Source organism: Rahnella contaminans (assembly GCF_011065485.1).
Classification (GTDB): Bacteria; Pseudomonadota; Gammaproteobacteria; order Enterobacterales; family Enterobacteriaceae; genus Rahnella; species Rahnella contaminans.
Map to the genome: position 1 here is coordinate 352,648 of NZ_JAADJS010000001.1, position 13,115 is coordinate 365,762.

Sequence of the window (13,115 nt, forward strand, 5' to 3'; positions counted from 1 at the left end):
TCCATGTTTTATGTATGGGATGACTATACCGGAATCATTTACCGGACAAAAGAAAAGGGCGCCGGAGCGCCCCTGAAAAAGTTATGTCACTATTAAACATGTAATTTCATGTAAAGACGGAACAGATAAATCAGGATAAATGCCGTGATGACATTGCTGAGCGCGCCGAAAATCACCGCGCTTATCATCGGATTCAACGCACTTAACGCGCCGACGAAAAGCATCAGAACCACCTGCGCCAGAATCCACATCAAAACACCCGGCGCAACCAGGCGCACATGGCTGAAGGCCAGACGGGTGCTCAGACGCATGGCTTTAAACATCCCGACCTGCTCTTTACAGGCGATGATTGGCGACATTGACCAGGCAATGGCAATCAGAAACGCAGGCACGAAAAGCAGCGCCAGACCGAGACGGAACATCACGCTGAAGACGAACAGCAAAAGGATTAAGCGCGGCAACACCGGCAAAGAAGCGGTCACCACCTGGGTTATGCTGGCGCGCACGCCCTGTGAAACCAGCTGGATCAGCGTCAGGATCCCGCCAACCAGAATCACATTTCCGGCCAGCGTCGAGAACAGCGCCGCAATGCTGTAGCGGAAAATGGCGCTTTGTTGTTCCGGCGTGACCTGTTGTTCAATGAAACCCATCATATCGGCGACGCTCATGCCCGCCATGTTGTTCATAAGTTGCCCGATAGCATCAAGCTGATCGGCTGACGGGCTTAAAATCCAGCTCAATATGACGGTAATTAATGCGGCCAGCAGGGAAAGCGCGAAAACGCTACTCAGCTGATTACGCAAAAAATTATAACTGTCACGGTACAATGTACTGGCCGTGATAGACATGGACGCTCCTTGGCACAAGCTAAAATAACAAGGCGGGGATTGTAACCTGTAATAGGCCCCCGCCGATACTTTTGCGCTGACTTCCTGTCAGTCAGCCTGATGAACCTCTGCCAGCTCTGGCGTGAAAGACCCGACATCAATCATCGGTAAATCCACATCCAGCGGCGGCAGGCCGTAACGCGCACGTGCGCGATCGCAGGCCGTATTGGCGACACCGTTCAGCCCCGACTGATCAAACTCGCGGCAGGGTGTCGGGCGGTTAAGGTAAACAGAACAGGAAACCGATTGTCCCACTTCCCCTTCCAGAGCCACACAGCGAGGCGACTTGCTGTTGGTGCCTTTCATGCAGCTCAAAAAAGGCGTGACTTGTTCTGTCAGTGCCTGCGGAACAACGCCGCCAGCTTCTTCAGATTCAGCCCAATAAAATGAAACACGGAAATAGGCGCAGCACGCGCCACAGGTCATACAAGGATTATTAATTTCGCTCATCTTGGGAAGCTACCGACTCCTTACGGCACCAAACCAAAACCAACAGGGTTCAGGCAAATTACGCAGCGGCATTTTTTTTAGCAACTGAAATTTTTGGGCTTTAATGAAACAGCAAAATCCCCTCGTTTTTGATGTAGATCAATTCCTTTGTTTTTAGAGATTTAGATCGGATTGAGAAAGATGCAATTTATGAAAAATTGTTTTAAAGATGTGATCCCGCTTTGATCAAACCGTACCAAAGAGTAGGTATCATTCGCGCGGCCAATAAATAAACCACACAAAGGGAAGGGACAATGAAAGCAGCATATTGGGCATTAGTGGCAGCAGCGGCATTTCCGGCAATCGCGAGCGCACATGAAGCAGGGGATGTGATTGTTCGTGTAGGGACAGCAACCGTTCGTCCAACCGAAGGTTCAGACAACGTCCTGGGGCTGGGTTCTTTTAACATCAATAACAACACGCAGATGGGTTTGACGCTCGGCTATATGTTTACCGACAACATCGGGATGGAACTGCTGGCCGCGACGCCATTCCAGCATAAAATCGGTCTGAAAAGCACCGGAACAATTGCTGAAGTGAAACAGTTGCCGCCGTCATTGATGGCGCAATACTACTTTGGGGATAAGCGCGACAAACTGCGTCCGTACCTCGGTTTGGGTATCAACTACACCACCTTCTACGATACGAATTTCAACCAGACCGGGCGCAATGCCGGGCTTTCTGATCTGAGCGTAAAAGACTCCTGGGGCGTGGCCACGCAGGCGGGCCTGGATTACAATCTCGATGATAACTGGCTGATCAACATGTCGGTCTGGTGGATGGATATCGATACCGAAGTTAAATTCAAAGCAGGCGGCGAGCAGCAAAACATCAACACCCGGATTGATCCATGGGTCTTTATGTTTGGCGTCGGCTATCGTTTCTGATATTGCCTGTTACGTTGCAAAAAAAAGAGGCGCTTTGGCGCCTCTTCGTATTTCATCAGAAAGATCTCTGATTATTTCAGTCGCATATCGTTCTCGATGGAGCGTACACCCGCCACGCCACGCGTGACTTCTACCGCACGGTTTGCATCTGCCGTTGACGTCACGAAACCACTCAACTGAACGCGGCCTTTGAAGGTCTCAACGCTGATTTCCCGTGATTTGATGGTCTTATCGGCCAGCAGGGCGGATTTGACTTTCGTGGTGACTACGGTGTCATCGATGTAACCACCCGTGCCTTCAGATTTTTTTGTCGGTGCGCAGGCGGCCACGGCCATGACGACCACTGCGGCCATGCAGAAAGCAGACAATGTCTTGAATAGCTTCATAAATAACTCTCCATGCTTTGTTATAAAACCAAAAGTCACCCGATTCAGACTCAGGCAAACAATACTTCGAGCACCCGTATTGTTATTGATTTGCCGAGTGATTTTAGTTTGGATTATTGGCGGGCTTTATACAAATCGAATGGAGAAAAAAACGTAAGAATTTAAAAGAAACAGAACCTTAGTCAGGCATTGAATAAGGTTCTGTTTGCAGAAGCGCACGCGTTTACGCGCGGGTGGCGGCTTTCATTTCACTGACGAAACGGGAAAGCTGAGCCAGCATTTCTGAAGGCTGATGCTGATTATTCTCTATGATGCGTACCGTCGCGGAACCGGAAATGGCCCCCGCCGCACCGGCGGCCAGCGTTTCTTTCACCTGTGAAGGCTCAGAAATTCCGAAGCCTTGCAAAGGCGGCGCTGCGTTATATTCACGCAGTTTATCCACCAGATGATTCAGCGGCGTCAGGGCGCGTTTTTCCGTCCCGGTCACACCGGCGCGTGACAGCAAATAGGTGTAGCCGCGGCCATGAGAGGAAATCTCGCGCAGCAGATCGTCTGACGCATTCGGCGGGCAGATGAAGATCGGCGCGATGCCGTGACGCAGCGCCGCCGCGCGGAACGGGGCCGATTCTTCAAACGGCACGTCGGCGACCAGCACGGAGTCCACGCCCACGTCAGCGCAACGCTGGTAGAAAGTTTCGATGCCGTTATGGAACACCAGGTTGGCGTACATCAGCAGGCCGATCGGGATATCCGGATGTTTTTCGCGAATGCGCGCCAGCATATTGAAGCATTGTGTTGGCGTCACCCCGGCGGCAAACGCGCGCAGGTTGGCGTTCTGAATCGTCGGGCCGTCTGCCAGCGGATCAGAGAACGGAATGCCCAGCTCCAGCGCGTCGGCACCGGCTTCAATCAGCGTATCGATGATGGACAGGGACAGCTCAACGCCCGGATCACCCAGCGTCACGAAGGGAACAAAGGCACCTTCTTTTTTGCTTTCCAGACGCTTAAATAATTGCTGATAACGTTCCATTAAATTTCTCCCCGGGCAGTCAGGATGTCATGTACGGTGAAAATATCTTTGTCGCCGCGGCCAGAAAGATTCACCACCAGAATTTGTTCTTTCTCTGGCGTTTCCTTGATAAGTTTCAGCGCGTAAGCCAGCGCGTGTGAAGATTCCAGTGCCGGAATAATCCCTTCATGGCGGGACAATTCTTTAAAGGCGTCCAGTGCTTCGTCATCGGTAATAGATACATATTCCGCGCGGCCGATGCTGTTCAGGAAAGCATGCTGCGGCCCGACAGACGGGAAATCCAGACCGGCAGAAATCGAATAAGATTCTTCAATCTGGCCTTCTGAGGTTTGCATCATCGGGGCTTTCATCCCGAAATAGATACCGACGTGACCATGTTTGAGCGGTGCGCCGTGTTGCCCGGTTTCGATACCCAGGCCACCCGGTTCAACACCAATCAGCTTCACGCTGGTGTCATCGATGAAATCAGCAAACATACCAATGGCGTTAGATCCACCGCCGACGCAGGCGATCACCGCATCCGGCAGACAGCCTTCGCGTTCCTGCATCTGCGCTTTGGTTTCTTCGCCAATCATGCGCTGGAATTCACGCACGATGGTCGGATAAGGATGCGGACCTGCCGCGGTACCCAGCATATAGTGAGCGGTTTCATAGCTGCCAGACCAGTCGCGCAGTGCCTCGTTACAGGCATCTTTCAGCGTGGAAGAGCCGCTGTGAACCGGGATCACTTCAGCGCCCATCAGACGCATACGAAACACGTTCGGTGACTGGCGTTCAATGTCTTTCGCGCCCATATAAATCCGGCACTTCAGGCCGAGCAGGGCACAGGCCAGAGCGGACGCCACACCGTGCTGACCGGCACCGGTTTCAGCGATGATTTCGGTCTTGCCCATGCGCTTTGCCAGCAACGCCTGACCCAGCACCTGGTTGGTTTTGTGCGCGCCGCCGTGCAGCAGATCTTCACGCTTGAGATACAGCTTGGTTTTAGTGCCTGCGGTCAGGTTTTTACACAATGTCAGCGCCGTCGGACGGCCTGCATAGTTTTTCAGTAAATCGATGAATTCAGCCTGAAACGCCGGGTCACGCTGCGCGCTGACAAAAGCTTCTTCCAGCTGCACCAGCGCAGGCATCAGAATTTGCGGGACGTACTGGCCGCCAAATTCGCCGAAGTAGGGATTAAGTAAAGTCATGTGATTCCATCCTGTCTGTCAATTTTTGCGTCACTGCGGGAAATTAATAAGCCCGCAATGTCTGGAATACGGCGGTAATTTTACCCGCATCTTTAATGCCCGGTTCGCTCTCGACGCCTGAATTGAAATCCAGACCCGCACAGCCGAGCTGCGCGGCCTCGACGCAATTATCTGCGCTCAGGCCACCGGCCAGCAGAACATTGCTCAGGTCTTGCCCGGCCAGTTTGCTCCAGTCGAAACGATGCCCTGTTCCGCCTTTACCGTTATCGAGAACGTAACGGTCAACGTGATTCAGATTGCGTGCCGGCATCGTGTCTTTCACGCTCAGCGCTTTCCAGATCTGCACCGCAGAAGGCAGCTCGCTGCGCAGGGCGTCGATATACGCCTGATCTTCATCGCCATGAATCTGCACGGCGGTGAGATTCAGCGCCTGAGCGGTTTGCGCGACATCAGCAAGTGGCGCATCGCGGAACACGCCGACGTATTTCAGCGGTGCGCCGTTTTGCACCTCTTTCGCCTGCGGTTGTGTCACGAAACGCGGAGAGGCGTCGACAAAAATCAGCCCGCCGTAAATCGCGCCGGCGTCATGGGCGGCTTTCGCATCCTGCGCACGGGTCAGGCCGCACACTTTGTTGTCGCCAAGCAGCACACGGCTGACGGCGGTATTCAGGTCGGGCTCTGACATCAGCGCGCTGCCAATCAGGAAACCGTTAGCAAAACGGCTGAGTTCGCGGATCTGGCCGTAGGTATTAATGCCGGATTCGCTGATGACCGTTACGCCGTGCGGCACGCGGGGCGCCAGTTCACGGGTGCGGTTGAGGTCTATCGACAAATCGCGCAGATCACGGTTATTGATACCGACCACTTTCGCTTTCAGATTCACCGCACGTTCCAGCTCTTCTTCATTACTGGCTTCGGTCAGCACACCCATATTCAGGCTGTGCGCGACGGCGGCGAGTTGCACGTATTGTTCATCGCTGAGTACGGACAGCATCAGCAAAATGGCATCGGCCTGATAAAAGCGCGCCAGATGAATCTGATACGGGTCAATAATAAAGTCTTTGCACAACACCGGCTGCGTGACGGTTTTGCTCACCAGCGGCAGAAAATCAAAGCTGCCCTGGAAGTATTTTTCGTCCGTCAGAACGGAAATGGCCGATGCGTAGTTTTTGTAAACACCGGCAATTTCTACCGGATCAAAGTTCTCGCGGATCTTTCCTTTGGAAGGAGACGCCTGCTTGCACTCGAGAATAAAAGCCGTTCTTGCACCCTGAAGTGCGTCGTAAAAACTGCGCTGGCTTTGCGTTATTTCGTTCTGAAAGCTGGCCAGCGGTTGTTGTTCTTTACGTTCCGCGACCCAAACTTCCTTATCGCGAACAATTTTGTGGAGCACGGTTTCCTGCTGCATCACTTATCCTCTTGCTGCCAATGCAATCACGCGCTGGTAGGGTTCACCGCTGCGCATGACATCTAAAGCCTGTTGAGCGTTTTGCTTCAAATCTTCCAGACCGAAAAGACGCAGTAACATCGCCACATTGACGGCTACCGCAGCTTCATGGGCCGGATCACCTTTACCTTGTAATAAGCGTGCCAGAATGTCACGGTTTTCTTCCGGCTCGCCGCCCAGCAGGGATTCGATCGGATAATTGTCCAGCCCGAAGTCCTGCGGTGTCACTTCATAAGTGGTGATTTCGCCGTCTTTCAGTTCAGCAGCCTGTGTTGCCGAGTGAATCGCCACTTCATCCATTCCACCACCGTGAACCACCGCCGCACGCTCGTAACCGAGGGCGCGCAGGGTTTCTGCTATCGGCTTCACCAGTTCCGGGCTGTACACGCCAATCAGTGCCAGCGGCGGACGCGCCGGGTTAATCAGCGGGCCGAGCACGTTGAACAGCGTGCGGGTTTTCAGCGCTTTACGCACCGGCATCGCATGGCGGAAACCGGTGTGATATTGCGGTGCGAACAGGAAGCACACATTCAAATCATCCAGCGCCGCGCGGGATTCTTCCGCTGTCATATCCAGACGGATGCCGAAAGCGGCCAGCAGATCCGATGAACCTGAACGGCTGGACACGCTGCGGTTGCCGTGTTTCGCCACGCGTGCGCCACAGGCCGCGGCCACAAAGGCGCTGGCGGTGGAAATATTGATGCTGTTGGTACCGTCGCCGCCGGTGCCGACGATATCCGCGAACGGATAATCAGGGCGCGGGAACGGTTCGGCGTGTGCCAGTAAGGCTTTTGCGGCACCGGCGATTTCAGCGGGCTGCTCGCCGCGCACTTTCATGCTGATCAGCGCCGCCGCTAACTGCGCGGGTTCCAGCTCACCGTTCACGATGGCGGTAAATAACTGCTGGCTTTCTTCCTGCGTCATCGCCTGAGCCTGATAGAGATTTTCGAGAATGCCGGGGATAGTTTGCGTTTTCATGACAGTTCTCCTTACGCCAAAGCCCAGGCCAGTGTCTGCTCAAGCAGACGAGCGCCCTGTGAAGTTAAAATGGATTCCGGATGGAACTGGAAGCCGCAAACGCGATCTTCTTCGTGACGCACTGCCATCACCATGTCGCCGAAGCGGGCGTTAACGGTCAGCCCTTCAGGGATCTGACTGCCGACCAGCGAGTGATAACGCGCTACCGGCAGCGGGTTATTCATGCCCGCGAACATCGCTTCGTTGTCATGCGTAACAGAAGAGGCTTTACCGTGCAGGATTTCACCTGCCTGACCGACGAAACCGCCGTAGGTTTCCACAATCGCCTGATGTCCGAGACAGATACCGATAATCGGTAACTGACCGCGCAGACGTTTCAGCAGTTCCGGCATACAGCCCGCTTCTGACGGCGTGCCCGGTCCCGGAGAAAGCACCAGCACCGGTTTTTCCAGCTGGCTGAGTTTTTCGATTATCACGTCAGCCGGGATCTGATTACGGTAGATCACCACGTTATGGCCGCTGGAACGCAGCTGATCGACCAGGTTGTACGTAAAAGAATCCACGTTATCGATGAGTAAAATGTCGGCCATCTTAAAATACCTCTTTCGCATTGTGGGCAGTGGCGATGGCACGCAGCACGGCACGGGCTTTATTACGGGTTTCGTCAGCTTCGGCTTGCGGTACGGAATCGAGCACCACGCCGCCGCCCGCCTGAACGGTTGCAATGCCGTCTTCTACATACGCGGAGCGGATCACGATGCAGGTATCCAGATCCCCGTGTGCGGTGAAATAGCCCACCGCGCCGCCGTAACTGCCACGACGTGTTTGCTCAGACGCTGAAATAAGCTGCATGGCGCGGACTTTTGGTGCGCCGGTCAGCGTGCCCATATTCATGACGGCCTGATAAGCGTGCAGCACGTCCAGATCGGCACGCAGCGTGCCGATAACGCGGGAAACCAGATGCATCACGAAAGAATAACGGTCAACTTTAGTCAGGTCAGCGACATAACGGCTGCCCGGTTCGCAGATACGCGCCAGATCGTTACGCGCTAAATCCACCAGCATCAGATGCTCGGCCAGCTCTTTATGGTCGGTCCGCATTTCCAGTTCGATGCGGCTGTCGAGATCCAAATCCAGTGAACCGTCAGCACGACGACCGCGCGGACGGGTACCGGCAATCGGATAAATTTCAATCTGGCGGTTAGACGCGTCATATTTCAGTGCGCTTTCCGGCGATGCGCCGAACAGTGTGAAATCGTTGTCCTGCATGAAGAACATGTACGGGCTTGGGTTGTTGTTTTTCAGCGTTTCGTAAGCCGCCAGCGGAGCAGGGCATGGCAGGGAGAAACGGCGTGACGGCACAACCTGGAAGATTTCACCGGCGCGGATTGCCACTTTCATTTTCTCAACCACGGCACCAAACACTTCATCGGTCTGGTTCACGCTCAGCTGCATTTCCGGCACGCTCTGGTGCGGGATGGTATGTGGCGGCAATTGCAGCTGATGTTGCAGCTGTTCCAGACGTTCGTGCAGACGCTGTTTTTCCTCAGAGGACGGCGTAAACAGGCTGGCCTGCAAACGGCAGGTGCGGTTCTGGTGATCCAGCACCAGCAGGGTTTCTGCCAGATAGAAGCAGAAATCCGGGCAACGCTGGTCGGACGCTAACTGCGGCAAATCTTCAAAACCGGCAACCAGGTCATAAGCAAACAGGCCGCCGAGGAACATCGCTTCGCGCTCGTGTGCCGGAGATTCTACCGAGGTCAGAATGCTGCGCAGGGCGTCGAAAACAGAGCGGGAACGCAGACGGGCATCTTCATCCTGCATCTGGTCGATCGCCGGGAAAGTCAGTTCGCGGCCATTCGGGCGAACGTCATTGCGAATTTCAGACGGCAGCGCGCTGTCAATCAGCGGCAGCAACGACGCACCGTTCGGGGTCAGTGCCTGAATGGAAACCCGGGAACCCAGCGCGGTGATGCGCAGGGCGCTGTCGACAATCAACAGGCTCTTCAGGTTTTCCTTGCTGGTGACTTCTGAGGATTCCAGCAGCAGGGTCGCCGGACGCGCGCCGCACAGCTGATGAAAGATGGCCGTTGGATCGCCGCGGTAACATCCTTGTGCGGTCAGCAATTCTAAACGTGGTTTTTGAATAGTCATTTTGCTTCCTGAAATTTTCTGAACGTTTTCAAACAGACGGCCACAAAAAAGCCCGCGTTAAGCGGGCTTCGGAAATCTTGCAGCGTCTGATGACAGCTATGCGTGATTACTCCGCCCGACAAGGGGAAGTACGCCACCAGCTGAGAACCGCCATCATGTGAGTTTTCATCATCAGACACTCTTTTTAAGTTTGGGAAAGTTCGTGTTTATAAGAACTGCGCGTTCTTAAAACCTAAGCTTTCTGAATTCGTTTGTCACGCCGTTCATTACTGAATCATCCCGTGAACTTGCGTACTAGTAAACTAGTTCATGAAGGCAAAGTCAACCCTCAATTTGTCTGATTTCACACCTTTAGTGCGGTCAGATTGTTATCGCACCGTAACCGTGCGTAAAAACCGGGTGAAATCATCCCTAACGTGCACAGCGCTAACGCGTTATGATAAGTGCTGCATTCAGAAACAGGTTAAATCCCCGACGTGACGATGACTTCGCCAACAACAGCTTCACCCTCAGCAGACGATCAGACTTCCGGCACTGCATTCAGGATCTACGATCTCCACAGCCACACGACCGCATCGGACGGCTATTTAACGCCCGAAGCGCTGGTGGCCCGCGCCGTTGAAATGCGGGTTGGCGTTCTGGCGATCACCGATCACGACAGCACCGAAGGGCTGGCGCGTGCGGCGCAGGCGATAGCCAGCCAGCAACTTCCGCTGCAACTGGTGAACGGCGTTGAGATTTCGACGCTGTGGGAAAACCATGAGATTCATATCGTCGGATTAGGTATCGACCCTGAACATCCGGCGATGGTAAGTCTGCTGAAAAGTCAGGCTGAACTCCGCCAGCAGCGCGCGCAGGAAATGGGGCGCCGGCTGGCGAAAGCACGCATCGAAGGGGCGTGGGAAGGGGCGCTGCGTCTGGCGCAGGGCGGTGCAGTCACACGCGCGCACTTTGCCCGGTATCTGGTCGAATTTGGTGCGGCGGATAACATTGCGCAGGTCTTCAAAAAGTACCTCGCCAAAGGCAAGACCGGCTACGTTCCGCCACAGTGGTGTACAATAGAACAATCTATTGAAGCTATTCATCAGTCTGGCGGGCAGGCCGTCGTCGCGCATCCGGGACGTTATGACCTGTCGGCAAAATGGCTGAAACGCCTGCTGGCTTATTTTTCTGAGCACGGCGGTGATGCGATGGAAGTCGCGCAGTGTCAGCAGGCGCCGAACGAACGCGCGCAGCTGGCGGCCTTTGCCCGCGATTATCAACTGCTGGCTTCGCAAGGTTCTGATTTCCATCAGCCCTGCTCGTGGATTGAACTGGGGCGCAAACTTTGGCTTCCCGCAGGTGTGGAACCGGTGTGGAAAAACTGGCCGGTCACCGAAAAAAAGCCAGAAATTGAACGGGTCTGAACCCTGCTTTATGACGTCATTTTTTACGCTGACGTCACAGAGGACTGACCTGAAAAGAATTGAGAGGAACAATGAGTCAATATTTCTATATTCATCCTGAAAATCCGCAGCCACGGCTGATCAGTCAGGCGGTTGAATTGCTGCGCAAAGGGAATGTGATCGTTTACCCGACCGATTCGGGCTACGCGCTGGGCTGCCGCCTGGAAGAAAAGAACGCGATGGAGCGCATTTGCCGTATCCGTCAGCTGGACGGCAACCACAACTTCACGCTGGTCTGCCGCGATTTGTCCGAGCTTTCCACTTACGCTTACGTGGATAACTCAGCTTTCCGTCTGATCAAAAATAATACGCCGGGCAACTACACGTTCATTCTGAAAGCGACGAAAGAAGTGCCGCGCCGTCTGATGAGCGAAAAGCGTAAGACGATCGGTTTACGTGTGCCGTCGAACCCGATTGCGATTGCACTGCTCGACGCGCTGGGTGAACCGCTGATGTCCACCACGCTGATGCTGCCGGGTAATGACTTTGCGGAATCTGATCCGGAAGATATCAAAGATCGCCTGGGTAAACTGGTCGATCTGGTCATTGACGGCGGTTCGCTGGGCCAGCAGCCGACCACGGTCATCGATCTGACCGAGCCATCGCCGGAAGTCGTCCGCGAAGGCGCGGGTGATCCGACGCCGTTCCGGTAAGTGCTGTTTGAAAAATAATCAGCCCGCAAATCCTCTGGCAGGATACAAATTGCGGATAAATGTGTATAATGGCGGGCTGACTTTTTTGTAAGTCGTTGTATTAAAGCGCAATAAACGAATTTTGGCGGGCAGACAATGGGTCACATTGTGCTGCCGGCTCCCCCCGACGCCTGTGAAGGCGACAAATGAGGCTGCTCAATGAGCGAGAAGTATAATTCCCAGAAGCACACCAGCGATAAATCCAAACCGGCACGTTCGTCTGGTGACAAGCCTAAAAGCGGCAGAAATTCCGGCGCAGCGAAAAGCCGTCCGGAACCGTCGCGGGCTGAAAAGCGTGGCGAAAAGCCACGTACCGATAAGCCACGTTCTGACAAACCGCGTACCGATAAACCACGTGCTGATGCGGGTCGCAGCGATTCACGTTCTGATTCCCGAATTGAAAAACCCCGCATGGGCAAACCGGCACGTCCGGACAACGCGCGCGATGATAAAAAGCGTCCGCTGAAACCGCGTGGCACCAAGCCTAAAGCTGAAGCACTGTTTGATGAAAACGGTGACGAAGAAGAAGTGAAGTACCAGAAGCCGAAAAATGCGCTGGACAGCACCGAAGGGCAAACTGAAAAACTGCAAAAGGTTCTCGCGCGTGCGGGCCACGGTTCACGTCGTGAAGTTGAAGCGATGATCCAGGCTGGCCGCGTCAGCGTTGACGGTAAAATCTCAACGCTGGGCGATCGAGTAGAAGTCACCGGCGGGACAAAAATCCGTCTCGACGGCCACATCCTGTCGGTGATGGAGTCTCAGGACACCGTCTGCCGCGTGCTGGCGTACTACAAACCGGAAGGTGAACTGTGTACGCGCAGTGATCCGGAAGGGCGTCCGACCGTCTTTGACCGTTTGCCGAAAATGCGCGGTTCACGCTGGATTGCCGTGGGTCGTCTGGACGTTAACACCTCCGGTCTGCTGTTATTCACCACCGACGGTGAACTGGCTAACCGCCTGATGCACCCGAGCCGTGAAGTGGAACGTGAGTATGCGGTACGTGTATTCGGTCAGGTTGATGATGAAAAAATCAAACAACTGAGCCGTGGCGTACAGCTGGAAGACGGCCCTGCCGCTTTCCGCTCCATCAAATTCCAGGGCGGCGAAGGCCTGAACCAGTGGTACAACGTGACCCTGACAGAAGGGCGTAACCGTGAAGTTCGCCGTCTGTGGGAAGCCGTTGGCGTCCAGGTGAGCCGTCTGATCCGCGTGCGTTACGGTGACCTGAATCTGCCTAAAGGCCTGCCTCGCGGCGGCTATAAAGAGCTGGATCTGCCGGACATCAACTATCTGCGTACCCTGGTCGACATGACCGAAGAAACCGTCAGCAAACTGCCGGTTGAGCGCGATCGTCGTCGTGTTAAAGCTAACCAGATCCGTCGCGCCGTGAAGCGCCACACCTCTGTGGCTCCGGCACGTCGTACCACCGGACCGGCTAAACGGGGTTAATCGCTGACAAGCGAACGGCTAACCGTTATGCTCATAAACCGCAGCTCTCACCGGCTGCGGTTTTTTTTGCTCAAAAATCAG

11 protein-coding genes, 1 pseudogene and 1 other annotated feature are annotated in these 13,115 nt (G+C 54.5%); of the genes and pseudogenes, 4 read left to right on the forward strand and 8 right to left on the reverse strand.

Features of this window, described 5'->3' with window-relative positions; all coding sequences use genetic code 11:
- Positions 1-92 precede the first annotated feature (92 nt).
- Positions 93-848 (reverse strand): YciC family protein, encoded by a 756-nt coding sequence (locus GW579_RS01615; RefSeq protein ID WP_165057124.1) that lies wholly within the window; start codon positions 846-848, stop codon positions 93-95.
- 87 nt (positions 849-935) lie between these two features.
- Positions 936-1,337 (reverse strand): YkgJ family cysteine cluster protein, encoded by a 402-nt coding sequence (locus GW579_RS01620; RefSeq protein WP_165057126.1) that lies wholly within the window; start codon positions 1,335-1,337, stop codon positions 936-938.
- Positions 1,338-1,630: 293 nt separating this feature from the next.
- Between GW579_RS01620 and ompW the strand changes: the two genes are divergently transcribed.
- Entirely contained in the window at positions 1,631-2,263 is a 633-nt protein-coding gene (gene ompW / locus GW579_RS01625) for an outer membrane protein OmpW (protein WP_165057128.1), read from the forward strand.
- Positions 2,264-2,334: 71 nt separating this feature from the next.
- On the opposite strand, the gene GW579_RS01630 is transcribed toward ompW, so the two are convergent.
- The 6 genes and pseudogenes from GW579_RS01630 to GW579_RS01660 form a co-directional block, all read right to left on the reverse strand.
- Complete coding sequence (locus GW579_RS01630) at positions 2,335-2,649, reverse strand: BON domain-containing protein (RefSeq protein WP_152325925.1); 315 nt, start codon at positions 2,647-2,649, stop codon at positions 2,335-2,337.
- A 223-nt stretch (positions 2,650-2,872) separates the two neighbouring features.
- A complete protein-coding gene (gene trpA / locus GW579_RS01635) occupies positions 2,873-3,679 on the reverse strand; it encodes a tryptophan synthase subunit alpha (RefSeq protein WP_165057130.1) in 807 nt (268 codons plus the stop codon).
- On the reverse strand, positions 3,679-4,869 hold the full coding sequence (gene trpB / locus GW579_RS01640) for a tryptophan synthase subunit beta (protein WP_152325927.1): 1,191 nt from the start codon (positions 4,867-4,869) through the stop codon (positions 3,679-3,681). The genes trpA and trpB overlap by 1 nt, the downstream gene beginning before the upstream one ends.
- Before the next feature lie 43 nt (positions 4,870-4,912).
- The gene (gene trpCF / locus GW579_RS01645) at positions 4,913-6,277 is read right to left on the reverse strand and encodes a bifunctional indole-3-glycerol-phosphate synthase TrpC/phosphoribosylanthranilate isomerase TrpF (protein WP_165057131.1); all 1,365 of its coding nucleotides are present in this window, start codon (positions 6,275-6,277) and stop codon (positions 4,913-4,915) included.
- A gap of 3 nt (positions 6,278-6,280) precedes the next feature.
- Positions 6,281-7,884, reverse strand: a pseudogene (gene trpD, locus GW579_RS23780) (bifunctional anthranilate synthase glutamate amidotransferase component TrpG/anthranilate phosphoribosyltransferase TrpD).
- A gap of 1 nt (position 7,885) precedes the next feature.
- On the reverse strand, positions 7,886-9,448 hold the full coding sequence (locus GW579_RS01660) for an anthranilate synthase component 1 (RefSeq protein ID WP_165057133.1): 1,563 nt from the start codon (positions 9,446-9,448) through the stop codon (positions 7,886-7,888).
- A gap of 42 nt (positions 9,449-9,490) precedes the next feature.
- Positions 9,491-9,593 (reverse strand) — a sequence feature (Trp leader region).
- A gap of 337 nt (positions 9,594-9,930) precedes the next feature.
- Between GW579_RS01660 and rnm the strand changes: the two genes are divergently transcribed.
- From rnm to rluB, 3 genes are all read left to right on the forward strand, one after another.
- Positions 9,931-10,854: an RNase RNM gene (gene rnm / locus GW579_RS01665; protein ID WP_152325932.1), complete on the forward strand. Its 924-nt coding sequence runs from the start codon at positions 9,931-9,933 to the stop codon at positions 10,852-10,854.
- A gap of 71 nt (positions 10,855-10,925) precedes the next feature.
- Positions 10,926-11,546, forward strand: coding sequence for an L-threonylcarbamoyladenylate synthase (locus GW579_RS01670; RefSeq protein WP_152325933.1), 621 nt, complete (start codon positions 10,926-10,928; stop codon positions 11,544-11,546).
- Positions 11,547-12,113: 567 nt separating this feature from the next.
- Positions 12,114-13,034, forward strand: coding sequence for a 23S rRNA pseudouridine(2605) synthase RluB (rluB, locus tag GW579_RS01675; protein WP_259228644.1), 921 nt, complete (start codon positions 12,114-12,116; stop codon positions 13,032-13,034).
- The last annotated feature ends 81 nt before the right edge of the window (positions 13,035-13,115 follow it).

Bases quoted from the DNA above. Each gene is read 5' to 3' on its own strand.
- GW579_RS01620 (WP_165057126.1), bottom strand. From the start codon at position 1,337: ATGAGCGAAATTAATAATCCTTGTATGACCTGTGGCGCGTGCTGCGCC.
- trpB (WP_152325927.1), bottom strand. From the start codon at position 4,869: ATGACTTTACTTAATCCCTACTTCGGCGAATTTGGCGGCCAGTACGTC.
- trpCF (WP_165057131.1), bottom strand. From the start codon at position 6,277: ATGCAGCAGGAAACCGTGCTCCACAAAATTGTTCGCGATAAGGAAGTT.
- ompW (WP_165057128.1), top strand. From the start codon at position 1,631: ATGAAAGCAGCATATTGGGCATTAGTGGCAGCAGCGGCATTTCCGGCA.
- GW579_RS01630 (WP_152325925.1), bottom strand. From the start codon at position 2,649: ATGAAGCTATTCAAGACATTGTCTGCTTTCTGCATGGCCGCAGTGGTC.
- GW579_RS01660 (WP_165057133.1), bottom strand. From the start codon at position 9,448: ATGACTATTCAAAAACCACGTTTAGAATTGCTGACCGCACAAGGATGT.
- GW579_RS01670 (WP_152325933.1), top strand. From the start codon at position 10,926: ATGAGTCAATATTTCTATATTCATCCTGAAAATCCGCAGCCACGGCTG.
- trpA (WP_165057130.1), bottom strand. From the start codon at position 3,679: ATGGAACGTTATCAGCAATTATTTAAGCGTCTGGAAAGCAAAAAAGAA.
- rnm (WP_152325932.1), top strand. From the start codon at position 9,931: ATGACTTCGCCAACAACAGCTTCACCCTCAGCAGACGATCAGACTTCC.
- GW579_RS01615 (WP_165057124.1), bottom strand. From the start codon at position 848: ATGTCTATCACGGCCAGTACATTGTACCGTGACAGTTATAATTTTTTG.